This window comes from Aureimonas sp. Leaf454 (genome assembly GCF_001424685.1).
Taxonomy (GTDB): domain Bacteria; phylum Pseudomonadota; class Alphaproteobacteria; order Rhizobiales; family Rhizobiaceae; genus Plantimonas.
The window spans coordinates 13,469-38,483 of the sequence record NZ_LMQT01000012.1 but is presented as its reverse complement, the minus strand read 5'-3'; the positions used below and the strand labels follow the sequence as shown (position 1 = coordinate 38,483).

Here is a 25,015-nt window from a genome sequence, read left to right as displayed (position 1 = left end):
CAATGTTGACGCCATCTCGGTTGGATAGGCGATTGATCATCCTGTAGTTGAGGGGATCGCGATTTCAACACGTTTTCGCCGTCTTTGGGCGGCCTCTAGATGGGGTTCGAGAAGACGTTGATTCGCGTCTCGCAGTGCGGGACGGGGCACGCGGTGCCGTCGAAAAGAAACGCCCGCCACATCTGCGCAGCCTGCTTGTTACTTTATAACATAATTGCTAGAGCATCCCGGGGAGGACGACATGACCGATCGTCGGTCGCCGATGAAGGGAAGCCATGATCCAGCGATCCGCCAGCGCCGCGCCCGGAGGTCCGCAAGCCATGCGACGCAGGCACTCCCGGTCCGCCTTGCGCGCCTCCGCGCTTCGGCGGGCCGTCATCGTGGCGGCGCCGATCCTCGTGCTCTGGCTCTTCGTCGCCTTCGCGCTGGAGCCTTTCGCGTGAGCCCATTCCCGGAGCCAGCCGTTCGTCTGGATGACCTGACGGTCGCCTATCGGCGGCATCCCGCCGTCCACCACGTGTCCGGCGCCTTCGCGCCCGGCTCGCTCACCGCCGTCGTCGGACCGAACGGCGCGGGCAAGTCGACGCTCCTGAAGGCGATCATGGGCCTTTTGCCGGTCGCCGAAGGCCGCATCCATCTCGACGGGATCAGAAGGCGGGACATCGCCTATCTTCCCCAGGCGAGCGAACTCGATCGGTCGTTTCCGGTGACCGTCGCCGATCTCGTCTCGCTCGGCGCCTGGCGCGAGGCGGGCCCCTTCGGGCGGATCGGCGGCCGGGCTCTCGCGCGCATCGAGGAGGCGATCGAGAGCGTCGGGCTCGGCGGCTTCGAGAACCGCACCATCGGCACGTTGTCCGGCGGGCAGCTGCAGCGCGCGCTCTTCGCCCGAGTCCTCGTTCAGGATGCGCGCCTCCTGCTTCTCGACGAGCCCTTCACGGCCATCGACACCCGCACGATGATGGATCTTCTCGCCGTCATGCGCCGCTGGCACGGTGAGGGGCGCACGATCATCGTGGTGCTGCACGACATGGATCTCGTGCGCGAGCACGTCCCGCAGACGCTGCTGATCGCGCGCGAGCTCGTCGGCTGGGGCCGAACGGCTGACATTCTCTCCCCCGAGCGGCTTCGCGCGGCGCGCAGTCTCAGCGAGGCCTGGGCGGAGGATCCCCGTTTCGGCGCTCCGCACCGCCATGCGCCCTTGTCCGAGCGGAGCGCGGCATGACGCTCCTTCATGCGGCCTACGAGATCGCGCTTTCGCCCTTCCTGTCCTACGGCTTCATGCGCCGGGCGCTGGCCGGCTGCCTCGCGCTCGCCTTCGGCGCCTGTCCTCTCGGCGTCCTGCTCGTCCTCCGGCGGATGAGCCTCGTCGGCGACGCGATGAGCCATGCGATCCTGCCGGGCGCCGCCGTCGGCTTTCTTCTCGCGGGTTTCTCGCTCGTCGCCATGACGGTCGGCGGCATGGTGACGGGTCTGGCCGTCGCCGTTCTGGCGGGCCTCGTCTCGCGCTTCACGCCCTTGCGAGAGGATGCGAGCTTCGCCGCCTTCTACCTCTCCTCGCTCGGGCTCGGCGTCCTCCTCGTCTCGATCCACGGCTCGAACATCGACCTCCTTCACGTGCTCTTCGGCACCGTGCTCGCCTTGAACGATCCGGCCGTCCTCCTGATGGCGTCGATCTCGACCGTGACGCTCCTCGCCCTCGCGATCCTCTACCGCCCGCTGATCGCCGATGGTCTCGATCCCGGCTTCCTGCGCTCGGTCGGCGGGGGCGGGGGCCTCGTTCACATGCTCTTCGTGACGCTCGTCGTCCTCAACCTCGTCGGCGGGTTCCAGGCTCTGGGCACGCTGATGGTCGTCGGCATCATGATGCTGCCCGCCGCCTCGTCGCGCTTCTGGGCCGAGACGGTGCCCGGCCAGATGCTGGTCTCCGCCTCGATCGGCCTCGGCGCATCGATCGTCGGGCTTCTCGTCTCCTATCATCAGGACCTGCCGGCCTCACCCGCGATCATCCTGTCGGCGAGCGCCGCCTATGCCGTGTCGGTCCTCTTCGGCCGCTTCGACAGCGTCGCGGCGCGCAACGTGCGCCGGCCCCACTTCCACCACTGACGTCCAACCCGAGGATTTCCCATGCGCCTCTCGCAACTGGTCCGAACGCTCGCCCTGTCCGGCTCGCTCGTCGCTCTCCTCTCACCCGCCCGAGGCGAGGAGCCCATCAAGGTCGTCGCCTCCTTCTCGATCCTCGGCGACATGGTAAAGGAGATCGGCGGCGATCATGTCGCGCTGACGACGCTCGTCGGACCGGACGGCGACGCCCATGTCTACGAGCCGACGCCCTCCGACGCGCGCGCCGTCGGCGAGGCCCAGCTTCTCGTCGTCAACGGCCTGGAGTTCGAGGGCTGGCTTCCCCGCCTCGTCGAGACCGCGGGCTTCAAGGGCGCGGAGGTCGTCGCGACGACGGGTCTGACGCCGATCCCCTTCGCCGGAGAGGACGATGATCATGGTCCCGCCGCCGGCGAGACGCACGGGAACCAGGAGCACCCAGCATCGGTCGAGGGAACCACGGCCGAGGCGGAAGAGGCCGGAGATGACGGCCACGACCATGGCGCCAACGACCCCCATGCCTGGCAGGATCTCTCGAACGGTGTCGTCTATGCCGAAAACATCGTGAAGGGCCTGTCAGAAGCCGATCCCGCGAACGCCGCGGACTATAGGGCCAAGGGCAACGCCTTCATCGCCGAGATCGAGGCGCTGGACGCGCGGGTGACGTCGGAACTCGCCGCGGTTCCGGAGGCGCAGCGCAAGGTCGTCACCTCCCACGATGCCTTCGGCTACTTCGCCAAGGCCTATCATGTCGCCTTCATCGCGCCGGAAGGCGTGTCGACCGAAGCGGAGGCATCCGCCGCCGACGTCGCCAGGATCATCGACCAGATCAAGGCCGAGAAGATCACGGCCGTCTTCGTGGAGAACGTCAGCGATCCGCGCCTCGTGGAACGCATCGTCGCCGAAACCGACGCCAAGGTCGGCGGCACGCTCTACTCCGACGCCCTTTCTGGCCCGGATGGCCCGGCAGCGACCTATCTCGGCATGGTCCGGAACAATCTCGAGCAGATCGTCGCCGCGCTGAAGACGAGCTGACGCCGGGAAGGCGTCTCGGACGCCGGCTGCCTTCTCCCTGGCGTCGACCCCGGCGTTCCCTCTGCCGCATCGGCGGCGCGCATTTCAGGCTCGGTCCTCGGATCGGTCGAGCCGCCGGTCCGCATCCATGCGGCATCGTGGGACTGCGATCAGGTCCAAGCCAGCGCGCCGCCCGCGACGACGAGATAGCGGCCGAGTTTGCCGATGCCGACGATGAGAGCGAAGGGCAGGAGCGGCACGCGCAGTGTTCCCGCGATCACCGTCAGCGCATCGCCGACGATCGGCGCCCAGGCCAGGAGGAGCGACGCCATTCCATAGCGCTGGAAGAGGCTCGAAAAGCGATCGATCTGAGACGGGGACACGGGAAACCAGCGGCGTTGACGGTATCGGATGAGGAAGCGACCGAAGGCCCAGTTCGTGACCGAGCCGAGCGTGTTTCCGATCGTCGCCGATGCGAGGACGATCCAGGGCTCCCCGGTTCCCGCCACGAGAAGCGCGACGAGCAGCACCTCGGACGCGCCGGGCAGGATCGAGGCTGCGAGGAAGGCCGAGCCGAACATGCCCGCATAGGCCGAGAGGTCAGTCACTGCAGGCTCCGAAAAGACGGCTCCGCCGATCTTCGCCGCTTTGCATTATGCGTCCCGCCCTCGTCGGTCGGATCGATTCCGGGGCGTCCGCCACAAGGGTCTGCGTTGTCCGGTGGCGACGGACGAGAGGCTCGCGGCGATCGTGACGGCGGCGGCGGAGGGTTGGCCCGAACATGGCGGTCTGGTCCGTCCCGAACCCTTGTCGATCGACGAGACGGCGACGATCATCCGGGTCGCCGTGCCGCGAAAGGGTTGTCCTAGCGCTCCGATCCCGCGGCCTCGTCGATCAGCGCATCGGGTCGGCTGATCTGGACGGCCGTCAGGGAGGTCATGCTGGCGAGCTCCTTCGTGCCGAGCCGCTTCAGCACATCCCGGAACTGGGGATGCATGCCGCCGTCGACATAGCTCATCGGCGTTCCCCCACGTCCTTCCGACAGGAGCGCCTGCAGCGTTTTGGCGTCTTCGGACCGCTTGGCAGCCACCTCGGGCGCAATTCGGGTCTCCATCGGAGGACAGGCGGAGGCCGGCTCGATGGGCAGGCCGTCCTTGCGGCGTGAGTCGAAGACATAGCGCCCGCCACAGGCATCGACGTTGGGTTCCTTCCGCGTCACCTCGAAAATGTCGTAGCCGAGCTTCAGGTTGCGCCAGAATGCGATGTTCGGGTCGCTGCGATGACGCGCCATTTGGGCTGCCGTCATCCGGAACGGAAAGGACTGGACCTGGAAGTCGCCCTGTCCGAGCGCGAAGGCCTTCTCGGCCTCGCCATAGACTTCCGCGACGCCCTCGTCGGTCATGGCGAAGCAGCCGGACGAGGAGCACGCGCCGTGCACCATCAGGGAATCGCCGGTGTAGCCGAGCGATGTCTCCAGCGGGTTCGGATAGCCGAGATTGAACGAGCGATGGTACTTCGAATTCGGGTTCATCTGCGCGCGCGCGACGCGGTAGAAGCCCTCGGGCGCCTGACGGTCGCCGACAGCCGTCTTCGGCCCGAGCTTGCCCGACCAGCGACAGAGCGGATGGGTCTTCTGGAGAGCATAGCGTCCGTCGGTGCCGAGCTTCCAGACCTCGAGCTCGCTCTCCTCCTTGAAGATGCGCACGAGGATCGAGCCGACCGGCCGGATCTTCACCTCCGCATAGGCTGGAACGAGGTCCTTGTAGGCTGTTTCCGTCATGGACACGCATCCGCCGACGGCTGACAGAGCGGTCAAGGCAAACGCGAGCGCGACCGAACGCGAGCCCCGACCTCTGACGCGTGCTCGATATGTCATGGGCATCCTGTTCCGAAGCGCTGGACGTTGTCGATGTCGGGCCATCATCGACGGCGGGGCTGGCGCGGACGTGAACGGCCCGTCCGCTGCCTCGCCGGGCTCGTTCCCCTGCGTGCGACCGTCAAGAGACGCGTCGATCCGGCGGAAGTGAGGCAGGGCACGGCCGATTCGCCTGCGATCGCCCCTTTCCACAGGAGCCGAGCGGCGCCTGCGACCGACATCGACGATCGCGCGGTCCGCTCGGCATGTCCGAACACCGCCGCCGTTCTCAACCCTCCACGGGAACACTGTGGTCCTGCGAGCGCCACGTCGTCGGGTCGATGCCGGATGTGCGGATCGCTGAAGTGGAAGCGTTCGAGCCTTCGACGGGCCAAGCGTCGCTCGGGGGACGCAAAGAGAATGGACACGACCAACGCCAGACCGGGCGAGGGGAACGACGGCCGTTCCCGCTCGCATCCGGCGCCAAGGGGCCGGCCGGAATGCGGCCTTCGCCGTTCCCGCCGTCGTTTTCGTGCCGCAGTCTCCGCGCCGCATGTGAACGTCACCACGGGGCCACCGGCTGCACCGAGCGAACCATCCGAGCCCCGTTGCGGCGGTTTCGACGCGTCGCGCGGGATCAGCCGCGGGCGTCTTCGGCGCATCGGGCCGTATGCGGCTGAGCATTGGGCTTTCCAGCGCGAGATCCCACGGAGATGCCGGCCATCGAATGGCGCCGTCAGTCGAATCCTCGACCGGACCAGTTGATTCCGTCGCTGGATTGACATCGATCAAAATTGATGGCGCTCGGAGAAGTCAATCTCTTGGTGGTGGCGAGATCGCCGCCTCGTTCTGAAAGGAGATTCAGATGTTGGACATCAAGCTTCGTCAAACCGTCATGGATGCTCTCGAATTCGAACCGAGCATCGATTGCGCCGACATCGGCGTTGCCGTCGACAACGGCATCGTCACCATCACCGGTCATGTGCCGACCTATGCCCAGAAATCGACGGTCGAACGCATCGTCATGCGCGTGAAAGGCGTCAAGGGCATCGCGCAGGAGATCGAGGTCCGTCCGACGGGCTCCCATCGGACCGCGGACGACGAAATCGCCCGGCGCGCGGTCAGCACGCTGAGATGGAACACCTCGGTCCCGGTCGACGCGATCCAGGTCAAGGTCGAGAAAGGCTGGGTGACGCTGGCGGGAACGGTGGAGTGGCAATATCAGAAGACGGCCGCCTTCGACGCCGTGCGCCATCTGCCGGGCGTCGTCGGCGTGGCCAACCTCGTTCAACTCTCGCCGAGCGCGCAGGCGTCCGACATCAAGCGGCGCATCGAGGACGCACTGAAGCGGGACGCGATGATCGACGCGAGCGCGATCCGGGTCGACGTCCGTCAAGGCGAGGTCACCCTGGCCGGCCACGTGAAGGCCTGGTCCGAACGCGAGAGCGCGGAATGGGCCGCGTGGTCCGCACCGGGCGTGACGCATGTCGAAGACCACATCCGAGTGGCGTCCTGACGATCCGCAACGGGGACGGGCCATATCGTCCGTCCCGCTGCACGAGAACCAGACGGGCGAGCCCGTGAACCGTCCTGTTTCCTCGCCTTTCAAGGCATTCCCGGCATGCGCAGTGGGAGGGGCGCCGTGGAACAGGCGTGCCGGCGGCGCGCGCGAATGCGGCGACGCGTTTCGATACGCCCGAAAGCTCCTCGTGGAGCGGCGGGGCCTCCTGCGCCGTGGACGGTGTCGTTCGCACGCCTTGGCCGAAGAGTTGCACCGGCCTCTTGGAAGCGCCGCGTCGGCGGCTGGAGGACACGCGGGCAGCGACCGGGCCAAGGCCGGCGGCGACATGGAACGTCATTCCGATGCCGCCGCCTCCGCCCTCGGCGGTCAATGGGCGAGGAGAAGCGGGATGTCGCTGCTTGTCAGCAGACCGAGCGTCACGCCCCCGAGGATCCATTCGCGAAACCGCGACCGGCCGTAGGCGCCGGCAACGATCAGGTTCGAACCGGTCATGCGAGCCTCGTTGATGAGCGCGTCCGCCGCGTTGTCCCATTTCGGCAGATGACGGATCTCGGCATGGACGTCGTGCCGGGCGAGGTGGCGGGCGAGATCCGCCATCGGCTCGCGATGCCCTTCTTCGGCGGCGTCGCCTTCCGTAACGGCGACGAGGAAGACCTCCTTCGCCGACCGCAGAAGCGGCATGGCGGCGGCGATCGCATGCGTGCACTGGGCCGAGTTGCGCCAGCCGACGACGATCCTGTCGATCGGAGCGCGACCAGAGGCCGCCGGAACGACGAGGACGGCGCAGCCGCCCTGGAACAGCAGAGCTTCGAGAAGCGAGGGGTTGCGATGATTGTTCGCGTAGGGCCGCCGAATGACGGCGAGATCGCAACTCTGCGCCATCGCGGCGACGACGCGCTCCACCTCATGCGGCATCACGTCGAGCCGCCGGAGTTCGAAGGGCCTCCCGGACTCCAGAAGGCGACTGCGAAGGTGTTCTTCGCTTCGCTCTGCCCGCTCGGCGTCGAGTTTCAGGAAGTCGCGGGGTTCCGCCCAGACCTCTCCCGCGATGATCGTGGGAAGGGAATGCACGAGGATGGCCTCGATATGCGCGTCGCCGTTCGGCACGACCACCTCGCTGAAGCCGAGGATGCGGTCGTCGTGGTCGGATCCGTCGAGGCAGAGAAGCAGATCCCGGAACATCCCGGGATCCCTTCGGTTCGACCGCAGGGCGGCAGATGCGGCGTCGGCCCCGAGGACATTTTCAGCGGCACTCATCGGATCACTCCCTTGGCGTGTTCATCTCGGATCTCCCGCCGCCGGCTGCAGGCACCCTCTGCGTGGCAGGAGACGCTGCCATCGAGGTCGCGTGCCGCCGCGGATCGCCGGGCTTGCGAAGCAATGTGCGGGAATTGCTAAGCTCCGCTTTGATCCATCGCAAAGACCGGAGGCTTCCCGCTTCTGTCGCCGCGCCAGAGAAGCGGCGCGCGGATCCACACCGCGGCGGGGCGTCCGCAGGATCGCATCGCTGCGACCGTCAGAAGTGCTCGCCGATCTTGAAGGGGCCAACCCGCGTCCCCGCGGAGATCAGGTAGGCCGTCGACCAGCCGATCAGCAGGAAGCCTCCGATGCCTTCCAGCGCGGCCAGCAATCGCCATCCCGGGGCGAGCACGACATCGCCGAACCCGACGGTGGAAAAGGTCGTCGTCGAGAAATAGAGGGCGCTCTCGAAGGTCGGGATGACGCCCAGGAGAACGTAGCATCCTGCCCAGAACCAGATCTCGACCGTCAGGATGAGGAAGATGCCGAGCACCACGAACATCATGGCAGCGATGCGCCCTCCCTGTTGGTGAAGCCGGAAGGCGGAGACGAGGGTCGGAAGGAGGCGGCTGACCAGCATCAGGCCGACCGTGTGGATCGAAACGCTCGCTGCGATCATGATCGTCCCGAGAAGGAGGCTGCCCGTCATGACGAGGTCCTTGGTTGCGGCGGACGGCGTGAGCCGAAGCCGAGGGCGTTTCCATCGACCTGCGCGCCTCGACGGTGCCGCCGGCCGTGACGGCTCCATCTGGAACGGAACGCCGTCTTGGTTTCCGTCGGACAAAGGTCCCGATCCCGTCTCTTGCGGCCGATCACAGCAGTGTCGTCGCCAAGACTGTCCCTGCCGACAGATGTTCTTGGATGATGGTGTAGATCATTCGGCGACGCGGCGGCGGCGGCCTTGATCTGCGTCAAATGCGCGAAGAAGCCAGCACATATAAGACGATATCCTTTCAAAAACGGGCGCGGAGGATGAGCTCGACTGCATCGGGTCCGCGTCGTGGGTCGCCGCGATGAGCAAAGACAGGTCACAGCCGCCCCGACGATCACCGCGCCCGCGGGGTCCTCGACATCTGCCCTTCAGGCCCGCCATCGAGCGCGCCCGTCGTTTCCACGCGCGACAGGGCGTCATCTGCGAAGAACTGGAAATGATGTCGGATGGCCTGCCCGCCTTCGACATCGCGCGCAACGGCGCCTTCGTCCGGGATCTCGCACCGCATCTGCGCGTGCATCACTGCCTCGAGGAGGGCTGGCTTTTCCCGCTGCTGACGGGCCGTCTGCCGGGGCACGGCGAGACCACCGTCAACCTTCTCCGGTTGAAGCAGGAACATATGGAGGATTGCGACGCCGCGAGCGATCTCGGCGACCACATCCGGCACGTCCTGGAAGACGCAGGCGACGTGCAGGCCGAGCGTCTGGCCTATCAAACGAGAGCGCTTTTCCGAAGTCTTCGCCGCCATGTCGCCTTCGAAGTCGAAGTCATCTTCCCCCTCGCCGAAAGACTGCTGACAGCGGATGACCTGCTGTGTCTGTCACATGCCTATGACCGGAGCGAAGTGGCCGATGCAGCCTATCTTCTCCGGCATTGATACCGGGCCGCGTCGTCGCCTCGTTCGCAAGCGGCGAGGCTCAAACGAACGGGCGTCGCTCCATCGCGTCGCCGGACACCTCGTTCAGCTTGGCGGCGGACAGGAGGCGGATCGAAGACGCGTTCTGAAAGGCGACGATCCCCATCTTGCGAAGATCCGTCATCCGTCGGGACACCGTTTCGATGGTCAGCCCGAGGAAATCGGCCATCTCGCCGCGGGTCAGCGGCATGACGATTGCGCCGCTCGAAGCAGCGCCCGCCGCCGCGTTGCGCTCGACGATCATTTTCACGTAGCTCGCGACGCGTTCGAGGGCCGTCTTGCGTCCGAGCGACATCAGCATGTCGCGCGACTCGTCGAGCAAAGCGAGCGTCTGTTCCAGGACCTTGCGCTCGAAATCGGGGTTTTTCGCCAACATCGCATCGAAGCTGCGTCGCGGGATGGTGCACAGCCGAACGGGTCCGGCCGCCGCCGCTTCGATCGTGTCGTCCCGATCGAACGGCCGGCCGACCAGCATCGGTGCGAATTGAAGCCCGACGATCTGCTGCCGCCCGTCCGGCAGCCGCTTGGACAGCCTGACGGCGCCGGAGAGGATGTTGGAGAGGCTGTCGGTCTGGCCAAAGATGCGCCCGATGTTGCAGCCCGCCGCGACGACCCTCCTGCTGGAGGCGCGCGACATCTGCGCGAGTTCGCTGCCTTCGAGCGCGCCGCAGATACCCCGGTGCCGGGCTTCGCAACCGACACAGGCGGCCGGTTCGTCCTGATTCGAATGGCTGACGGCGTCTACGATCTGCATCACACGAGGCCTCCTCGACCCTTGCGAACAGCCGGGACGTCGCTCTGCGACGTCGCGGCCTTCGCGCCAGATGCTTCTGTGCAAACATACCTACGCCTTTGTATCGTCTGTTGATATGACGATCGAACCGCTGGACGACTCCTGCGGGTCGAAGATCCCTTGGCTGTCGCGCCATTTTGTCGCCAAGTGATTGTCCAGCTTGATGTTTTGGGACGGAAGGCGAGCGATGCCGATCGTCCTGACGCTGCGGTGCCTCGATGTCGATCCGCAAAGGTCAACCTGTGCGAGATCGAGGCCTGCTCCCGATTTCCACCGAGACGGGCGCGTCATCGCCTGGCACCCGCCGGATCGACGTCGCTCCCGACGAGGCGGCACCCGGAACCGTCCAGCGAAGCTCTCAGCGGAAATTCCGAAGGTCGGCGTCGGCGTCGGCGTCGTCAGGCAATTCGTCCGGTCAATCGGCAGGCGAACAGCATCTTCGGATCGAAAGCAAAAAGCCGTTGATCCACATCAAAGCAGCCTTTCGACGTGGCCGGGAAGATGGTGCCCGTCGAAAAGGAGATCGGTCATGAAGACGTCGGGCGTCAAGGACTTTGCTGTCGATGCCGTGGAGGATGCCGCGGCCCATTTCAAACATGGCATCGAGGAGGGCGGGGAACGGATGGCCCATGCCATGCACGAAGCCGCCGCTTCGCTGGACAAGGCGTCCGGCGTGCTGTCGAAGGTGTTGCGGCATACGGTGATGGATGCCTCCAAGGAGGCGAACGCTCAGACGAGGGCGCATCCGCTCCTGGTGGGCATTCTCATGCTCAGCCTCGTCAGCCTGTCCACCCTTCTTCTCATACCCCATCGCCGCTGAAGCCGCGATGTTCCAAGCGTCCGACACGCGGATCCTGAGGCCGAAAGCGTCATTCCGTCGGCTCGGTCGATCCATCGATCGAACGGACGGCGGAGCAAGGCCGGCGTGCCGGGCGGACCGTCGATCGCGCCCGGCAGCGCCGATCCGATGACCGTTCGGCGGATCGGGTCATCCGGCGTGACGTCGCCGGCGTCGGTCTCCTGACAGCCTGCGCCCTCCGTCATCAGGCCGATGCCCGTCCGCGTTCCCATTCGCCGTCCGTCCCCGCCTCGTTCATCCGCGGCTCGTTCACGCGCTCGAAGCTGAGCTCCGCGGCGGGTTTGGGCCGGCTGTAGAGATAGCCCTGGAGTTCGTGGCAGCCGGTCTCGCGGAGGTGGGTGGCCTGCTCCAGCGTCTCGACGCCCTCAGCCGTGATGGACATGCCGAGGCCTTCCGCGATGTCGCGGATGGCCTGCACGATCACCTGGGTATCGCGGCGCTCCGCGAGATCGTCGACGAAGGACTTGTCGATCTTGATCTTGTCGAAGGGAAAGGTCCGGAGGTAGCTGAGCGACGAATATCCAGTTCCAAAATCGTCGAGCGCGATCCGGACGCCGAGCGCGCGCACCTGGCGCAGGATGTCGAGCGCGCCCGACGCATCCGCGACGAGGACCGTTTCCGTCACCTCGACTTCGAGGCGCGACGGCGACAATCCGCTGCTCGCGAGGGCGGCGAGGATGGTTTTGGGCAGTTCGCGATCCCGAAACTGCAGTGGCGAGACATTGACGGAGATGCGTTGACCGTCCGGCCATGTCGCAGCTTCGCGGCAGGCTTCCTCGATCACCCAGGCGCCGATGTCGACGATCAGGCCGCTTTCTTCCGCAAGGGGAATGAACTCTGCCGGAGCGATCATGCCCCGATCGGGATGGCGCCAGCGAAGGAGCGCCTCGCAACCGGTGACCAGTCCCGTTTCGGAGCCGACATAGGGTTGGAAGTAGAGCACCAGTTCGTTGCGCGCGATCGCCAGCCGCAGGTCTTGGATGAGACGACGGCGCTCCTGGAGCGTGTGGTCCATCTCCGCGGCGAAGAAGCGATACGTGCCGCGTCCCTCCTCCTTCGCCCGGTACAGCGCCGCATCGACGTTGCGAAGGAGGCTTTCGCTGGTCTGTCCGTCGAATGGCGCGAAGGCGACGCCGATGCTGACGCCGACGGACACCTCGTCACCTTCGATGGCGAACGGCGCGCGAAGGGCTGCAATCAGGCGCTCGGCGAAGGTCTCCACCTCCAGCGTCTGTGTGAAGGCGGTGCGCAGGATCACGAACTCGTCGCCGCCGAACCGGGCGACGAGGTCGCCGCGCTCCACGATGCGCCGGAGGCGACCTGCGACCTCCGTCAGCAGCGTGTCTCCCGCGGGATGGCCGTATCGGTCGTTCACCGCCTTGAAGCCGTCGAGATCGAGGCTGAGCACGGCGATGCGCGTCGCGCTTCCCCCCTCCGCCAGCGCCTCATCGAGCTTGGCCGAGAACAGCGCCCGGTTCGGAAGGTCGGTCAGCGCGTCGTGATGGGCGAGATGGGCGATCCGGGTCTCGGCGCGCTTGGTCGCCGTGATATCCGCGCACACGCCCCGATAGCCGGAAAACGCACCCGTCTCATCGAAGAAGGAGCGGCCCGAGATCGACCACCAGCGCAGATCTCCCGTCACGTCGAAGGGAACGACGACGTCTCGAAACGTCGAATGGGCCCGGGCATGGGCCCGGAGAAGAAGCCGCGCCTCCGGATTGCCGGGAACGTCGCTGACGAGGAGGGAGCCGAAGGCGACGCGCTCGATCTCGCCCGGCGAACGCCCCAAAGCCTCCGCGAAGCGATCGGAGACGTTCTTGTAACGCAGGTCTGCGTCCGTTTCCCACAACCAGTCGCTCGCCTGTTCCTCGTAGTCCTTCAGGAGAACGCCGATCAGCTCGCTCTGATCCTCCAGATCGATCTGTTGCAACTGGCTCCCGATGAACAGCCTTGCATGACGCAGGACGCTCCGGATCACGGTCGCCCCGCCGATCAGGAAGAGGAAGCAGAGGAAGAAGTGGTAGCGGTCGGCGTTCTTCGCCAAAAGTCCGGCGATCGTCATGCCGGATACGACGCAGATATAGACGACGGCGGCCGAGGGAACGCTGTTCAACACGAGGCCGCCTGCCCAGAGCATGCCGGTGATCAGGCAGACGATGCTCGCGAACGGCAGATCCGACGTCTGCGTCAGGAGCCAGGCGGGGACGCTCATGAAACAGGCCGCCATGATGAAGGCCTGCCGCGTGCTCTTGCGAACGGCACGCGAAGACGCCCAACGTCGGTTGGATCGAGGGCTCTTGCGAACGGCCTGAAACAGCCTCCAGAGCGAGGCGAGCGCGATCAGGCCGAACCATGCCGACAGAACGACCGGCTGCACCTCGAAGAGAAGCAGCATCAATGCGCCGGAGCAGATGACGTTGGCGACCATCATGGCTGGGATGAGTTGATCGACGGCCTGCAGCTGCCGCAACCTGATCCGTCCCGCGGTCGCTTCGTTCAGCGAAGATAACATCCAGAAACACCAGCATTCGGACCGCGACGCAGCCGATGCGTAGCAGGATATCGATCGAACCAGTCACGGCTAAATACTGAAATTGTGCCGGCCGTACCCTGTAAACTACCGGGCAGATCTTAACGTCCTGCTGATGTTCCTATATCCGTCCATCCCATTGGCCCGAGCGACACGAGAAAGCCGTGATTCCCCCGTTGCTCGCTGCGGCCTTGAAGCCGTGACCCCTCGATCGTGCCGAAGACGTCGCCTTCAGCGTGCGAGAAAGACCGGGACGCGGGCCTCGGACAAAAGCTCGCGTGTCGCTCCGCCAAGGATCCACTCCCGCCAGCGGGAATGTCCGTAGGCGCCGGCGACGATCATGTCCGCGCCCACGAGGTCCGCTTCGTTCATCAGCCCTTCGCCGGCGCGATGCCAGTGCGGAAGATGTCGGACATCGACGGCGACGCCATGCCTCGAAAGGTGCCGCGCCATGTCGGCCGACGGATCCAGGCGTCGCTCCTCGTCCGACGTGCTGTCCGCGATGCAGACGAGATGAACCGTCTCCGCCGCCTTGAGAAAGGGAAGGGCGGCCTTGATGGCATTGGCGCAATCGCTCGTGTCGCGCCAGCCGACGACGATCGTCCGAGGGATGGGCGGACGCTCGACGGCCGGCGGGAGGCAAATGACCGGCGCGCATACTTCGAAAAGAAGCGCCTCGAGAATTTCGGGCCAGTGGCGTTCCCCGCCATACGGCCGGCCGCAGATGAAGAGATCGCTCGACCGCGCCAACCTCGCCGCGGTCGACGAGAGTTGGGGCAGCGCGGCATCGATCCGTCGCAGTTCCCGGATTTGACCGATCCTGTCGAGGCGTTGGCGCAGCGCGTCTTCAAGCGCGTCGCCGGTCTTCTTCGCCTGGTCCCAGATCTCGGCGATGATCCATTCCATCCCGGGATGGCCTTCGAGAGGAACCTCCACGCGGTTGCTCATGAAGGCCTAGACATGCGCGCCCGTCGCTGCACCGATCGCCTCGGCATAGGCGATCTTTGCCTCGTCCCGCGGACCGCCGTCGACATGCACCGTGATGTCGGCAAGTCCGTGCAGCCGGGGGGAGGTTTCGTCCCCGATGTCACCCCCGAGCGTCTCGTCGTTCGAAGACGCGATGTCGATCTGTCGAGCCTTGCTCATGGTCATCTTCCCAAAGACGGTCAGGTGGAACGTCCGGATCCTGTCGCGAAGGAGAAGCCGCTGCTTTGACGTCGATCAAAGCCGGAACCCGGATGCCGTCCGCGGCTCCGCGCAGCCTCCGGTCCGCTTCGGCGCTGACGTCTTGATCCGCATCAAAGTCGCAACCGCGCCCGCCGGGCAGGGTGCGGGCGAAACGAAGGGCTGGCGTTCACGGCCTCAACGCGGATGGAAGGATCGAGATGACGAGGGATACCGGCCATCGAGCGTCGCTCCGGCACGTCAAACTGGCTCTGGCGCGGGAGAAGGGGCACCCGGACGGAGATCCGTCCATCGGTTACGACATCATCATGCCACTGCGCGAAGACGGCCGGATCGATCCCGACGCATGGTCCCGCCATCGCGCAGACTGCCGGGTCCGCAGTTTCGGTCCGCACGGAGAGCGCATCGGGCATCTCTTGCGAAAGCCGGGCGGCTCCTGGGTGATGGATGACGAGGAGGGCGACGAGGAGGACCAGAAGGGTTTTCGCTTCAACGACGAGATCTTCGTGCCCGGCGAATATGTCTCCATCCGGTCGGGCGGTGCCATGCACACGTTTCGGATCGTTTCGGTCGAAAAGCCTTAATCGGGTGCGAAGGGCTCGGTGCCTTTCGCGGTCACGGCCGGCGAGCATCGGCATTCGTTCTTGTTGTGCCCCGTGGGATCGAGCGGTCAGCCGAGCCGGCTCTTGGAGACTGTCGAATGCCCTTCGAAGACCGCGATCTTCACCGTCTCGACCGCTACTGGCGGGCGGCGAACTATCTGTCCGTCGGCCAGATCTATCTCATGGACAACCCGCTGCTGCGGGAGCCGCTGAAGCCCGAGCACGTCAAGCCGCGCCTGCTCGGCCATTGGGGCACGACGCCGGGGCTGAACTTCGTCTACGCGCATCTGAACCGCGTCATCGTCGAGCGCGACGCCTCCGTCCTCTATGTCTGCGGTCCGGGTCATGGCGGGCCTGGCATGGTCGCCAACACCTGGCTGGAGGGAACCTATAGCGAGGTCTATCCCGACGTGTCCTTCGACGCGGCCGGCATGAAACGCCTGTTTCGGCAGTTCTCCTTTCCCGGCGGCATTCCGAGCCACGCGGCGCCGGAAACGCCGGGCTCGATCCACGAGGGCGGCGAACTCGGCTATGCGCTCCTGCACGCCTTCGGCGCGGCCTTCGACGCGCCGGATCTCGTGGTCGCCTGCGTCGTCGGCGACGGCGAGGCGGAAACCGGCCCGCTCGCGGCATCGTGGCACTCCAACAAGTTCCTGAACCCGCGCACGGACGGCGCGGTCCTGCCGATCCTCCACCTCAACGGCTACAAGATCGCCAATCCGACGCTTCTCGCCCGGATGGAGCCGGACGAACTGCGAAGCCTCTTCGTCGGCTACGGCTACGATCCGATCTTCGTCGAGGGCGATGACCCGATGCCGATGCATCGGGCGATGGCCGACGCGCTCGACACCGCCTTCGATCGCATCCGGTCCATTCAGGCGCTGTTCCGGACGACCATGGGCGAGCAGAAGCGGCCGCGCTGGCCGATGATCGTGCTGCGCAGCCCGAAGGGCTGGACCGGTCCGAAGGAGGTGGACGGCCAGCGTGTCGAAGGCTTCTGGCGCGCCCATCAGGTGCCGATCTCGAACGTCCGGGGCGACGCCGCCCATCGGGACCTTTTGGAAGCCTGGATGCGGTCCTATGGGCCGGGCGACCTCTTCGACGAAGCGGGGCGGCTCATGCCCGAACTCGCCTCGCTCGCGCCGAAGGGCGAGCGGCGCATGGGAGCGATCCCGCGCGCCAATGGAGGTCTTCTGAAGCGGGATCTCGTCCTGCCCGATCCCGCCGCTTTCGCCCTCGCTCTGGACCGGCCGGGCGCCGCGACGGGCGAGGCGACACGCGAGCTCGGCCGCTATCTGGCGCAAGTCTTCGTCCTGAATGCCGAGGCGCGCAACTTCCGTCTCTTCGGCCCCGACGAGACGGCATCGAACCGCCTTTCCGCGGTCTTCGACGTGACGGACCGGACGTGGCTGGAAAAGACCGAACCCTACGACGATCATCTGGCATCCGACGGCCGCGTGATGGAGGTCCTCAGCGAGCATCTCTGCCAAGGCTGGCTCGAAGCCTATCTTCTCACCGGCCGGCACGGCCTCTTTTCCTGCTACGAAGCCTTCATCCACATCGTGGATTCCATGGTGAACCAGCATGCCAAGTGGTTGAAGGTGTCCCGCGAACTGCCGTGGCGCAAACCCGTGGCGTCCTTGAACTACCTTCTCACCTCGCATGTCTGGCGGCAGGACCACAACGGCTTCAGCCACCAGGATCCCGGCTTCGTGGACCATGTCGTCAACAAGAAGAGCGACACCGTCCGCGTCTACTTCCCGCCGGACGTCAACACGCTTCTCTATGTCGCCGATCACTGTCTTCGGACCTACGACCGCATCAACGTGATCGTCGCCGGCAAGCAGCCGGCGCCGCAATGGCTCGCCTACGACGAGGCGCGCCGTCACTGCGAGGCGGGGGCCGGGATCTGGCCTTGGGCCGGCGCGCACGACGATGGGGCAGGGGAGCCGGACCTCGTCCTCGCCTGTGCGGGCGACGTGCCGACGCTGGAGGCTCTGGCCGCTGCCGATCTCCTGCGGCAGGCCTTCCCGGATCTGCGCATCCGGTTCGTGAACGTGGTCGATCTCATGTCCCTGCAGTCGCCCGACCAGCATCCGCACGGACTGACGGACGACGCCTTCGACGCCCTCTTCACACGGGACAGGCCCGTCGTCTTCGCCTATCACGGCTATCCCGCGCTCATCCATCGGCTGACCTACAGGCGCTCGAACCACCGCAACCTGCACGTTCGCGGCTTCAACGAGGAGGGCACGACGACGACCCCCTTCGACATCGTCGTTCTGAACGGGCTCGATCGCTTCAACCTCGCGCTGCTCGCCATCGAGCGGCTCGGCGGGCTCGGCAGCGCCGGCGAAGCCGCCCGGCGACGTCTCCTCGACAAGCTCGAGGAGCACAAGCGGGTCATCGTGGAAACCGGCGAGGACATGCCGGAGATCACGGGATGGTCCTGGCCCTACGGCACGGCCGCCGAAGCGGGCGACTGACCCGTGGCGGACGCGATCCTCGCCATCAATGCCGGTTCCTCCAGCATCAAGTTCGCGCTCTATCGCCACCGCGACGGCGACCTCCAGCCGGTCGGCCGGGGAGCGATCGAGGATATCGGCGCAACCGGGCGTTTCCACGCCGCGAGCCAGACCGGCGAGAGCCTCGCCGACGAGACCTGGGATGCGGACGACGGCGACATGCCGCTGCGCCTGCTCGGCTGGATCGAAGCCCATCTCGGCAGCGATCGGCTGGTGGCCGTCGGCCACCGCATCGTTCACGGCGGAACGGGCTTCACGGCTCCGGTTCGCCTGACGCGCGACACTCTCGCCGCTCTCGCCACACTGACGCCGCTCGCCCCGCTGCACCAGAAGCGCAGCCTCGGTCCGGCCGTGGCTCTGGCGGCGAGCCGGCCCGACCTCTTGCAGGTCGGCTGCTTCGACACCGCCTTCCACGCCACGATCGGGGCCCCGGCGAACCGCTATGGTCTGCCCCGTGCCCTGCACGACGAGGGCATCCGCAAGTTCGGGTTCCACGGCCTGTCCTATCAGCATGTCGCCGGCCGTCTTTCGGACCTCATGCCCGGCCGGCGGAAGGTCGTCGCGGCGCATCTGGGAAGCGGAGCGAGCCTCTGCGCCCTTCTCGACGGCCGAAGCGTCGATACGACCATGGGCTTCTCGGCTCTCGACGGGCTCGTCATGGCGACCCGCTGCGGATCGCTCGATCCGGGCATCGTGCTCTACCTCCTTCAGGAAAAGAGCATGAGCGTCGGCGAGGTGGAGACGCTGCTCTACCGCCAGTCCGGCCTCGAGGGCGTGTCCGGCCTCTCCTCCGACCTCCGCCGTCTCGTCGAGAGCCGGGACCCCCATGCCGGCGAGGCCGTCGATCTCTTCGTCTTCCGGGCCGCCCGCGAGATCGCGGCGCTCGCCGCCACGCTGCAGGGCCTCGACGGCCTCGTCTTCACCGGCGGCGTGGGGGAACACCTGCCCTGCATCCGCGCTCGCATCGCCGATCGCCTGGGATGGCTGGGCGTTCGCCTGAACACGGATGCCAACGCCGCCGCCGGCGCTGGGACCGCCGACATCGCCGATCCGTCGGCCGCCGTCGCCTGCTGCGTCGTTCCGGCCGATGAGGAGCTTGTCGTGGCGCAACAGGTGCGAATGGTTCTCAACGAGGCGCAGTCAGAGCATGCCGTCTCTCCCTCACGATGACAGGGAGAGGGAGGCACGGGCCCCTTCGCGGCCGAGTTGTCCGCCGGTGAAGGGCGTGCGGATGGCGGTCGTCGCGCCGCCGATCCGTCGCGGCGCCGCGCGCGCCTGCTCATCACGGTCTTGCGTCCGCGGCCGGGTTGATCGGGATCTCGATCCAACATAAGCCCCTTGGAACTAGCCAGATAAGACTTACGGAGTACGCTTGCTTCACCCGTCCTCCGTTACGCCGGACTTAACGCTGTGCGACCGCGAGCCGATCCACGTTCCCGCTGCGATCCAGCCCCACGGTCTTCTCCTCGTTCTCGATGCCGTGACGCTCGCCGTCGAGGGCGTTGCCGGCGATGTCGAGACGCGCCTCGCGCCTCAGTGGGCGGGGCAGTCGATCGAGCGGCTGATCGGGCAGCCGCTGGACCTCGGACGTCTCCGGGACCGCGAAGCCAGGGTGCTCCAACCCGTGATCGGCCAGCACGAGACGTTCGACGTGTCCGCGCACCGGTCGGGCGATCGCGTCCTGGTCGAGCTCGAACCGGCCGAGGCGCCCGGCGAGGGACCCCTGGCCATGCTGGCGATGCTGGAGGATTCGAGCCTGCGCTTCGAGCACGCGGTCGGTCTCGGCGATCTCTGCCAGGAAGCTGCCGACGCATACCGGCGCATCACGGGTTTCGACCGGGTCATGGTCTACCGGTTCCTCGAAGACGAGGCGGGGGTCGTCGTCGCGGAGTCGGACGCTGAGGGCGTCGCCTCCTTCATGAACCACCACTTCCCCGCGGGAGACGTGCCGCGCCAGGCGCGCGAGCTCTACATCCGCAATCGGATCCGCGTCATTCCCGATATCGGCTATGATCCTGCGCCCTTGCGTTCGCCGAGCCTCGATCTCCGCGATCTGGACCTCAGCGACGCCTCGCTGCGCAGCGTGTCCCCGATCCATCTCCAATATCTGCGCAACATGAAGGTCGCGGCCTCGGCCTCGATCTCGATCGTCCAGGACGGCATGCTCTGGGGACTGATCGCCTGCCACCATCGGACGCCCCGCGCGCTGTCGCTGCCCGTCCGCGTCGCATGCCGGGCGCTGGCCAGCGGCCTGTCGCGGCAGATCCGTGCCAAGGACGAGACCGTGCTCTACCGCGAGCGGATTCGCCTGAGGTCGAGCGAGGACGCGGTCTGCGCCAAGCTCGGTCCCGATTCCGGCCTATCCGATTTCTTCCGCGAGAGCTCGCGCGAGCTCATGTCGATGATGGGCGCCGATGGCTTTGCCGCCGTTCAGGGCAGCGAGATCGTCGCGCACGGGCGCTGTCCGGACGGGGAGGGCATCCGCCAGATCGCCGCCTTCGCCCGCCAGGGTGTCCTCCAGACGCCCGTCAGCACGGACCGCTTGCCCGAGATCATGCCCGGCGCCGCTCCCTACCGGTCTCTGGCGAGTGGTCTGCTCGCGGTCGCCATGTCGATGGAGGTTCCCACGATCCTCCTGTGGTTCCGCGCGGAAAAGCTGGAGGTCGTGAACTGGGCCGGCAATCCGCACAAGGATACGGCGGCCGACTCGGCCACGATCCTCACCCCGCGCTCGTCCTTCGCCGATTGGAGCGAGACCGTTCGCGGTCGCTCGCGTCCCTGGTCCCTCGCCGAGGTGGAGTCCGCGGGCCGTCTGGTCCGTCGGTTGCGCGAGGACGTCGCGACGATGCGGCTCCGGGCGCTGAATGAGGAACTCGCCGTCACCATCCGCGAGAACGAGGCATTGATTCGTCAGAAGGATTTTCTGCTGAAGGAGGTCAATCACCGGGTGCAGAACAGCCTCCAGCTCGTGACGACGTTCTTGCGCATGCAGGCGAAAGAGGCCGCGGGTGGGGAGGCGGTCTCGCATCTCGCCGAGGCGCAACGGCGCATCGGGGCCGTCTCCCTCGTCCATCGGCGCTTGTATAGCGATGCCAGCGTCGAGGTGATCGATCTCGGACGCTACCTCGAGGAGCTCGTCGACGAACTGGTGTCGTCCATGGGACCGGAGTGGAACGACGAGGTCCGCTTCGATCTCGTGCCGGTTCTGATCTCGGCGGATCGGGCCGTGCCGGTCGGTTTGATCCTGACCGAGCTCGTGATCAACGCCACCAAATACGCTTACGGCGGTGCGGCCGGGCCGCTCTCCGTGACGCTGGAACAGCATTTCAACCGTTTCCGTCTCGTGGTGTCCGACCGCGGAAACGGCAAGGAGGAAACGGTGAAGGGAACGGGCTTCGGCTCCCGCATGCTGGACGCGCTCGTCTCTCAGCTCGGCGGCTCGCTGGAAAACGTCGACAATCGTCCCGGCTTGCGCACCATCGTGTCCGCGCCGGTCGAAGCGCTGCGGTCGGGCGGTTCCTGACGCGTCAACCGGGGCGCTCGTCGGCGAGGCTGACGACCACCCTGGGGGAAGGCGATGCCCTTTCCACCGGGGAGGACGGGAGCCGGCGGGCCCGGACGTTGCACCGGAGACCCCGGGCCCGGGAACTCGCAAACCCCGAGCGCCGAGACGACGCGCGAATGCGGGCTCACGACACGACGGGAAGCCAGACCCACAAAGCCGCCAGCGTGGCGAGAAGGACGGGCGGCGTGAGGACCAGGCCGACCTTCATGTACTGACCCCAGGTGATGGTCTGCCCCTTGCCCGCCAGGACATGGAGCCACAGGAGCGTCGCGAGCGAGCCGATGGGCGTGAACTTCGGACCGAGATCGTTTCCGACGACGTTGGCGTAGACCATCAGCTCCTGCGTCAGCGGATCGAGCGCGGCACGGTCGATGGCGAGCGCGCCGACGAGGGTCGCGGGCATGTTGTTCATGACGGAGGCGAGCAGGGCGACGACGAAGCCCGTGCCGATCGTGGCGACGAACGTGCCCTGCTGGCCGAGCCAGACGAGCACCCCCGCGGCGATGTCCGTCAGTCCGGCGTTTCCGAGGCCATAGACCACGAGATACATGCCGATCGAGAAGAGGACGATCTGCCAGGGTGCCTCGCGCAGCACCTTGGCGAGCGGCACCACGGCGCCTTGCCCGCGGGAAAACCAGCGTCCCGCGATGGCCGTCAGCGCGAGGGCGGCGGCGCCCGTGACGAAGGCGATCGGCACGCCGAGCGGTCCCGTGACGAAATAGGCGAGGAGAAGCAGGCCGAGCAACGGAAAGGCCGCACGGAAGACCTGACGGTCGCGGATCGCATGGCTTGGCTTCTCCAGCGCCGCCGTCTCGTAGCGTTCGGGAATGTCCCGCCTGAAATAGACCCAGAGGACGCCCAGCGTCGCGGCGAGCGAGACGAGGTTCACCGGGACCATGACCGCGGCATAGCGGCCGAAGGACACGTCGAAGAAGTTCGCGGTGACGATGTTCACGAGGTTCGAGATGACGAACGGCAGGCTCGTCGTATCGGCGACGAAGCCGCAGGCGACGATGAAGGCGAGCGCTCCGGCCGGCGGGAACTTCAGCCGGAGCAATATCGCCAGCACGATCGGGGTGAGGAGCAGTGCAGCGCCGTCGTTGGCGAAGACGGCCGCGATCGCGGCGCCGAGCAGGATCACGAGCGGGAACAGCCGCTGTCCGTTGCCGCCGCCCCAACGTGCGACATGGAGGGCGGCCCAGGCGAAGAAGCCGGCCTCGTCGAGGATCAGCGAGATGACGATGAGCGCGACGAAGGTGAAGGTCGCGTCCCAGACGATGTCCCAGACGACGCCGACGTCGCTCCAGCCGACGACGCCGGCAGCCAGCGCGAGAGCCGCGCCGGCGAGAGCCGACCAGCCGATGCCGAGCCCCCGCGGCTGCCAGATGACGAGGACGAGGGTGGCGACGAAGATCGCGAAGGCGAGCATGAGATGTCCGCGGGCGGGAGGATCAGAGGGAGCGCTGGTTCACGCGCCGGGATAGCTCCTCGGCGCTTTCGACGCGTTCGGAATAGCGATCCGTCAGGTAGGCGGAACGTCCGCGCACGAGCCAGGTGAACTTCGCGAGTTCCTCGCAGACGTCCACGACGCGGCCGTAGAGGGCGGAGGGCTTCATGCGCCCGGCCTCGTCGAATTCGAGGAAGGCTTTCGGCACCGAGGACTGGTTGGGGATCGTCACCATGCGCATCCAGCGGCCGAGGATGCGCATCTGGTTGACCGCGTTGAAACTCTGCGAGCCGCCCGACACTTCCATGACCGCCAGCGTCTTGCCCTGCGTCGGCCGCTTGGCGCCGTCGCTGAGCGGGATCCAGTCGATCTGCGCCTTCATGATGCCGGTCATCGCGCCATGCCGTTCCGGGCTCACCCAGACCATGCCCTCCGACCATTCGGCGAGATCGCGCAGTTCCTGGACCTTCGGGTGGTCCGGTTCCGCACCGTCGGGCAGCGGCAGTCCTCGCGGATCGAAGGTGCGCACCTCGCAGCCCAGTGAGCGGAGCAGGCGTCCGGCCTCCTCGGACAGGAGACGGGAGAACGACCGCTCGCGGATCGAGCCGTAGAGAATGAGGATGCGCGGCGGATGCGTCGGATCGCCGGGTGCCGCCAACGCCCCGACATCGATCGGCCGAAGCTGATCGTGCGCGACGTTCGGCAGGTCGACGGAGACGAGGTCGATCACGACCCCGCGCCCGCCGACATCACCACTTCGCCATCCTCCTTGGTGAAGGCGGCGACCGGGTTCGCAAGAAGCGGGAGCACGGCTTCGGACGGCCGGCAGAGCGCAGCGCCCTTCTCCGTGACGACGATCGGACGCTCGATCAGGATCGGATGCGCCATCATCGCGTCCAGCAGTTCCTCGTCGGACAGCTTGGGATCGTCGAGGCCGAGTTCGGCATAGGGCGTGCCCTTCTTGCGCAGGAGATCACGCGGCTTCATTCCCATCATGTCGAGAAGCTCGATCAAGACCTCGCGGCTCGGCGGCGACGTCAGGTATACGATGATCTGAGGGTCCTCGCCGGACTGGCGGATCATCTCCAGCGTGTTGCGCGAGGTGCCGCAGGCGGGATTGTGATAGATCGTGACGGTCATCGGGTTCTCTCAGGCAACGTCGGATGGGCGGAACGAGGCGCCATCGAGCTGGCCGATCTCGCGAACCTTCACGGAAAGTCGCGAGCGCTCGAGGCTCTCGATGGGTAGGGCGGCAAACGCCGAGATGCGGTTCTTCAGGTAGCGAAAAGCGGTCGTGAAGGCCGCCCGGCTCCAGATCTCGCCGCGATTCTCGTGGCTCGGGTCCTCGATGCCCCAATGCGCGGTCATCGGCTGTCCCGGCCAGACGGGGCATGCCTCGCCCGCCGCCTGATCGCAGACGGTGAAGACGAAGTCCATGACGGGCGCATCGGGCGTCGCGAACTCCTCCCACGGCTTCGAGCGCAAGTCCTCGGTCGGGTAGCCGAACTCCCGAAGGACGCTCAGTGCCATCGGGTTGACCGCGCCCTTTGGACGGCTGCCGGCGGAAAAGGCGTTGAACCGTCCCGCGCCGTCCTTGCGCAGGATGCTCTCGGCCAGGATCGAACGCGCGGAATTGCCCGTGCACAGGAACAGGACGTTGAAGGGGCCGCCACTCATCCGCAGGTCTCCGGGGCGCAGGAAGCAACAAGGATCGCGAGGTTCCCGCAAATGTCCGGATTGCCGGAGCAGCAGTCCTCGGTGAGAAAGGCGAGAAGCTGGCGCATGTCGTCGTAGCTCGCCGCGTAACGCACGTAGCGGCCGTCGCGCCACGACGTCAGGAGCTTGGACCGCTCCAGCGTCGCGAGGTGAAAGCTCATGCGCGTCGGCGGGATCGCAAGCGTCTCCGCGATCTCGCCGGACGGCATGCCCTCCGGACCTGCGCGAACGAGCATGCGAAAGGCTGCCAGACGATCGGCATGGGCGAGTGCGGAAAGGGCGGATACGGCGGAATCATCGTTCACGTCCGCAACCTTGCAAATATCGTTGCAGATGCAAGCGATTGCTCAACGCAGCTCAGGTCAACTCGGGTCGGCG

24 protein-coding genes are annotated in these 25,015 nt (G+C 66.5%); 11 read left to right on the top strand and 13 right to left on the bottom strand.

Features of this window, described 5'->3' with window-relative positions; genetic code table 11:
- Positions 1 to 275 precede the first annotated feature (275 nt).
- Genes ASG43_RS23515 through ASG43_RS09060 form a run of 4 tightly spaced genes read left to right on the top strand, consistent with a single transcriptional unit; the run spans position 276 to position 3,132 of the window.
- Positions 276 to 443 (top strand): hypothetical protein, encoded by a 168-nt coding sequence (locus tag ASG43_RS23515; protein WP_244488040.1) that lies wholly within the window; start codon positions 276 to 278, stop codon positions 441 to 443.
- Positions 440 to 1,222 carry a zinc ABC transporter ATP-binding protein AztA gene (gene aztA / locus ASG43_RS09070; RefSeq protein ID WP_056503423.1) on the top strand — a complete coding sequence of 261 codons (783 nt, stop codon included), beginning with the start codon at positions 440 to 442 and terminating at the stop codon, positions 1,220 to 1,222. The genes ASG43_RS23515 and aztA overlap by 4 nt, the downstream gene beginning before the upstream one ends.
- The gene (locus tag ASG43_RS09065; protein ID WP_056503421.1) at positions 1,219 to 2,103 is read left to right on the top strand and encodes a metal ABC transporter permease; all 885 of its coding nucleotides are present in this window, start codon (positions 1,219 to 1,221) and stop codon (positions 2,101 to 2,103) included. Before aztA ends, ASG43_RS09065 begins: the two co-directional genes overlap by 4 nt.
- Positions 2,104 to 2,124: 21 nt before the next feature.
- Positions 2,125 to 3,132 (top strand): metal ABC transporter substrate-binding protein, encoded by a 1,008-nt coding sequence (locus ASG43_RS09060; RefSeq protein ID WP_056503418.1) that lies wholly within the window; start codon positions 2,125 to 2,127, stop codon positions 3,130 to 3,132.
- 149 nt (positions 3,133 to 3,281) lie between these two features.
- Here the strand turns inward: ASG43_RS09060 and ASG43_RS09055 are convergent, their stop codons facing one another.
- Both ASG43_RS09055 and ASG43_RS09050 read right to left on the bottom strand, forming a co-directional pair.
- Positions 3,282 to 3,719 carry a YqaA family protein gene (locus ASG43_RS09055; RefSeq protein WP_200939497.1) on the bottom strand — a complete coding sequence of 146 codons (438 nt, stop codon included), beginning with the start codon at positions 3,717 to 3,719 and terminating at the stop codon, positions 3,282 to 3,284.
- A gap of 257 nt (positions 3,720 to 3,976) precedes the next feature.
- On the bottom strand, positions 3,977 to 4,891 hold the full coding sequence (locus tag ASG43_RS09050; RefSeq protein WP_244488039.1) for a murein L,D-transpeptidase family protein: 915 nt from the start codon (positions 4,889 to 4,891) through the stop codon (positions 3,977 to 3,979).
- Positions 4,892 to 5,831: 940 nt separating this feature from the next.
- Between ASG43_RS09050 and ASG43_RS09045 the strand changes: the two genes are divergently transcribed.
- Positions 5,832 to 6,482 carry a BON domain-containing protein gene (locus tag ASG43_RS09045; protein ID WP_056503413.1) on the top strand — a complete coding sequence of 217 codons (651 nt, stop codon included), beginning with the start codon at positions 5,832 to 5,834 and terminating at the stop codon, positions 6,480 to 6,482.
- Positions 6,483 to 6,854: 372 nt separating this feature from the next.
- Here ASG43_RS09045 and ASG43_RS09040 read toward each other — a convergent pair whose 3' ends face one another.
- A complete protein-coding gene (locus tag ASG43_RS09040) occupies positions 6,855 to 7,670 on the bottom strand; it encodes a universal stress protein (RefSeq protein WP_056503411.1) in 816 nt (271 codons plus the stop codon).
- 334 nt (positions 7,671 to 8,004) lie between these two features.
- The gene (locus ASG43_RS09035) at positions 8,005 to 8,436 is read right to left on the bottom strand and encodes an ion channel (protein WP_056503408.1); all 432 of its coding nucleotides are present in this window, start codon (positions 8,434 to 8,436) and stop codon (positions 8,005 to 8,007) included.
- Between the two features lie 364 nt (positions 8,437 to 8,800).
- Between ASG43_RS09035 and ASG43_RS09030 the strand changes: the two genes are divergently transcribed.
- A complete protein-coding gene (locus tag ASG43_RS09030; RefSeq protein ID WP_082490772.1) occupies positions 8,801 to 9,376 on the top strand; it encodes a hemerythrin domain-containing protein in 576 nt (191 codons plus the stop codon).
- A 40-nt stretch (positions 9,377 to 9,416) separates the two neighbouring features.
- On the opposite strand, the gene ASG43_RS09025 is transcribed toward ASG43_RS09030, so the two are convergent.
- On the bottom strand, positions 9,417 to 10,169 hold the full coding sequence (locus tag ASG43_RS09025; RefSeq protein ID WP_056503403.1) for a Crp/Fnr family transcriptional regulator: 753 nt from the start codon (positions 10,167 to 10,169) through the stop codon (positions 9,417 to 9,419).
- A gap of 568 nt (positions 10,170 to 10,737) precedes the next feature.
- Between ASG43_RS09025 and ASG43_RS09020 the strand changes: the two genes are divergently transcribed.
- Positions 10,738 to 11,028, top strand: coding sequence for a hypothetical protein (locus ASG43_RS09020; protein ID WP_056503401.1), 291 nt, complete (start codon positions 10,738 to 10,740; stop codon positions 11,026 to 11,028).
- 223 nt (positions 11,029 to 11,251) lie between these two features.
- Here ASG43_RS09020 and ASG43_RS09015 read toward each other — a convergent pair whose 3' ends face one another.
- From ASG43_RS09015 to ASG43_RS09005, 3 genes are all read right to left on the bottom strand, one after another.
- Entirely contained in the window at positions 11,252 to 13,537 is a 2,286-nt protein-coding gene (locus tag ASG43_RS09015; RefSeq protein ID WP_244488038.1) for a bifunctional diguanylate cyclase/phosphodiesterase, read from the bottom strand.
- A gap of 291 nt (positions 13,538 to 13,828) precedes the next feature.
- Positions 13,829 to 14,545 (bottom strand): universal stress protein, encoded by a 717-nt coding sequence (locus tag ASG43_RS09010; RefSeq protein ID WP_056503398.1) that lies wholly within the window; start codon positions 14,543 to 14,545, stop codon positions 13,829 to 13,831.
- 6 nt (positions 14,546 to 14,551) lie between these two features.
- A complete protein-coding gene (locus ASG43_RS09005; protein ID WP_156386611.1) occupies positions 14,552 to 14,743 on the bottom strand; it encodes a hypothetical protein in 192 nt (63 codons plus the stop codon).
- A gap of 239 nt (positions 14,744 to 14,982) precedes the next feature.
- Between ASG43_RS09005 and ASG43_RS09000 the strand changes: the two genes are divergently transcribed.
- From ASG43_RS09000 to ASG43_RS08985, 4 genes are all read left to right on the top strand, one after another.
- Positions 14,983 to 15,366, top strand: a complete 384-nt coding sequence (locus tag ASG43_RS09000) for a hypothetical protein (protein WP_056503391.1) — start codon at positions 14,983 to 14,985, stop codon at positions 15,364 to 15,366.
- A 116-nt stretch (positions 15,367 to 15,482) separates the two neighbouring features.
- On the top strand, positions 15,483 to 17,870 hold the full coding sequence (locus ASG43_RS08995; RefSeq protein ID WP_056503388.1) for a phosphoketolase family protein: 2,388 nt from the start codon (positions 15,483 to 15,485) through the stop codon (positions 17,868 to 17,870).
- A 3-nt stretch (positions 17,871 to 17,873) separates the two neighbouring features.
- Positions 17,874 to 19,079: an acetate/propionate family kinase gene (locus tag ASG43_RS08990; protein ID WP_056503386.1), complete on the top strand. Its 1,206-nt coding sequence runs from the start codon at positions 17,874 to 17,876 to the stop codon at positions 19,077 to 19,079.
- Positions 19,080 to 19,281: 202 nt separating this feature from the next.
- Positions 19,282 to 21,432 carry a histidine kinase dimerization/phosphoacceptor domain -containing protein gene (locus tag ASG43_RS08985; RefSeq protein WP_056503384.1) on the top strand — a complete coding sequence of 717 codons (2,151 nt, stop codon included), beginning with the start codon at positions 19,282 to 19,284 and terminating at the stop codon, positions 21,430 to 21,432.
- 166 nt (positions 21,433 to 21,598) lie between these two features.
- On the opposite strand, the gene ASG43_RS08980 is transcribed toward ASG43_RS08985, so the two are convergent.
- From ASG43_RS08980 to ASG43_RS08960, 5 genes are read right to left on the bottom strand one after another with little or no spacing between them, the layout of a single operon-like run.
- Positions 21,599 to 22,903 carry an arsenic transporter gene (locus ASG43_RS08980; protein WP_056503381.1) on the bottom strand — a complete coding sequence of 435 codons (1,305 nt, stop codon included), beginning with the start codon at positions 22,901 to 22,903 and terminating at the stop codon, positions 21,599 to 21,601.
- A 22-nt stretch (positions 22,904 to 22,925) separates the two neighbouring features.
- A complete protein-coding gene (gene arsH / locus ASG43_RS08975; RefSeq protein ID WP_056503378.1) occupies positions 22,926 to 23,651 on the bottom strand; it encodes an arsenical resistance protein ArsH in 726 nt (241 codons plus the stop codon).
- Complete coding sequence (gene arsC, locus ASG43_RS08970) at positions 23,648 to 24,061, bottom strand: arsenate reductase (glutaredoxin) (protein WP_056503375.1); 414 nt, start codon at positions 24,059 to 24,061, stop codon at positions 23,648 to 23,650. Before arsC ends, arsH begins: the two co-directional genes overlap by 4 nt.
- Positions 24,062 to 24,070: 9 nt before the next feature.
- Complete coding sequence (locus ASG43_RS08965) at positions 24,071 to 24,598, bottom strand: arsenate reductase ArsC (protein ID WP_056503371.1); 528 nt, start codon at positions 24,596 to 24,598, stop codon at positions 24,071 to 24,073.
- The gene (locus ASG43_RS08960; protein WP_056503370.1) at positions 24,595 to 24,942 is read right to left on the bottom strand and encodes a metalloregulator ArsR/SmtB family transcription factor; all 348 of its coding nucleotides are present in this window, start codon (positions 24,940 to 24,942) and stop codon (positions 24,595 to 24,597) included. The genes ASG43_RS08965 and ASG43_RS08960 overlap by 4 nt, the downstream gene beginning before the upstream one ends.
- Positions 24,943 to 25,015 lie beyond the last annotated feature (73 nt).

Bases quoted from the DNA above. Each gene is read 5' to 3' on its own strand.
- ASG43_RS09040 (WP_056503411.1), bottom strand. From the start codon at position 7,670: ATGTTCCGGGATCTGCTTCTCTGCCTCGACGGATCCGACCACGACGAC.
- ASG43_RS09060 (WP_056503418.1), top strand. From the start codon at position 2,125: ATGCGCCTCTCGCAACTGGTCCGAACGCTCGCCCTGTCCGGCTCGCTC.
- ASG43_RS09035 (WP_056503408.1), bottom strand. From the start codon at position 8,436: ATGACGGGCAGCCTCCTTCTCGGGACGATCATGATCGCAGCGAGCGTT.
- arsC (WP_056503375.1), bottom strand. From the start codon at position 24,061: ATGACCGTCACGATCTATCACAATCCCGCCTGCGGCACCTCGCGCAAC.
- ASG43_RS09030 (WP_082490772.1), top strand. From the start codon at position 8,801: ATGAGCAAAGACAGGTCACAGCCGCCCCGACGATCACCGCGCCCGCGG.
- ASG43_RS09010 (WP_056503398.1), bottom strand. From the start codon at position 14,545: ATGAGCAACCGCGTGGAGGTTCCTCTCGAAGGCCATCCCGGGATGGAA.
- ASG43_RS08980 (WP_056503381.1), bottom strand. From the start codon at position 22,903: ATGCTCGCCTTCGCGATCTTCGTCGCCACCCTCGTCCTCGTCATCTGG.
- ASG43_RS09065 (WP_056503421.1), top strand. From the start codon at position 1,219: ATGACGCTCCTTCATGCGGCCTACGAGATCGCGCTTTCGCCCTTCCTG.
- ASG43_RS09005 (WP_156386611.1), bottom strand. From the start codon at position 14,743: ATGAGCAAGGCTCGACAGATCGACATCGCGTCTTCGAACGACGAGACG.
- ASG43_RS09045 (WP_056503413.1), top strand. From the start codon at position 5,832: ATGTTGGACATCAAGCTTCGTCAAACCGTCATGGATGCTCTCGAATTC.
- ASG43_RS08965 (WP_056503371.1), bottom strand. From the start codon at position 24,598: ATGAGTGGCGGCCCCTTCAACGTCCTGTTCCTGTGCACGGGCAATTCC.
- ASG43_RS09000 (WP_056503391.1), top strand. From the start codon at position 14,983: ATGACGAGGGATACCGGCCATCGAGCGTCGCTCCGGCACGTCAAACTG.
- ASG43_RS09050 (WP_244488039.1), bottom strand. From the start codon at position 4,891: ATGACGGAAACAGCCTACAAGGACCTCGTTCCAGCCTATGCGGAGGTG.
- ASG43_RS08995 (WP_056503388.1), top strand. From the start codon at position 15,483: ATGCCCTTCGAAGACCGCGATCTTCACCGTCTCGACCGCTACTGGCGG.
- ASG43_RS23515 (WP_244488040.1), top strand. From the start codon at position 276: ATGATCCAGCGATCCGCCAGCGCCGCGCCCGGAGGTCCGCAAGCCATG.
- ASG43_RS09025 (WP_056503403.1), bottom strand. From the start codon at position 10,169: ATGCAGATCGTAGACGCCGTCAGCCATTCGAATCAGGACGAACCGGCC.
- ASG43_RS09020 (WP_056503401.1), top strand. From the start codon at position 10,738: ATGAAGACGTCGGGCGTCAAGGACTTTGCTGTCGATGCCGTGGAGGAT.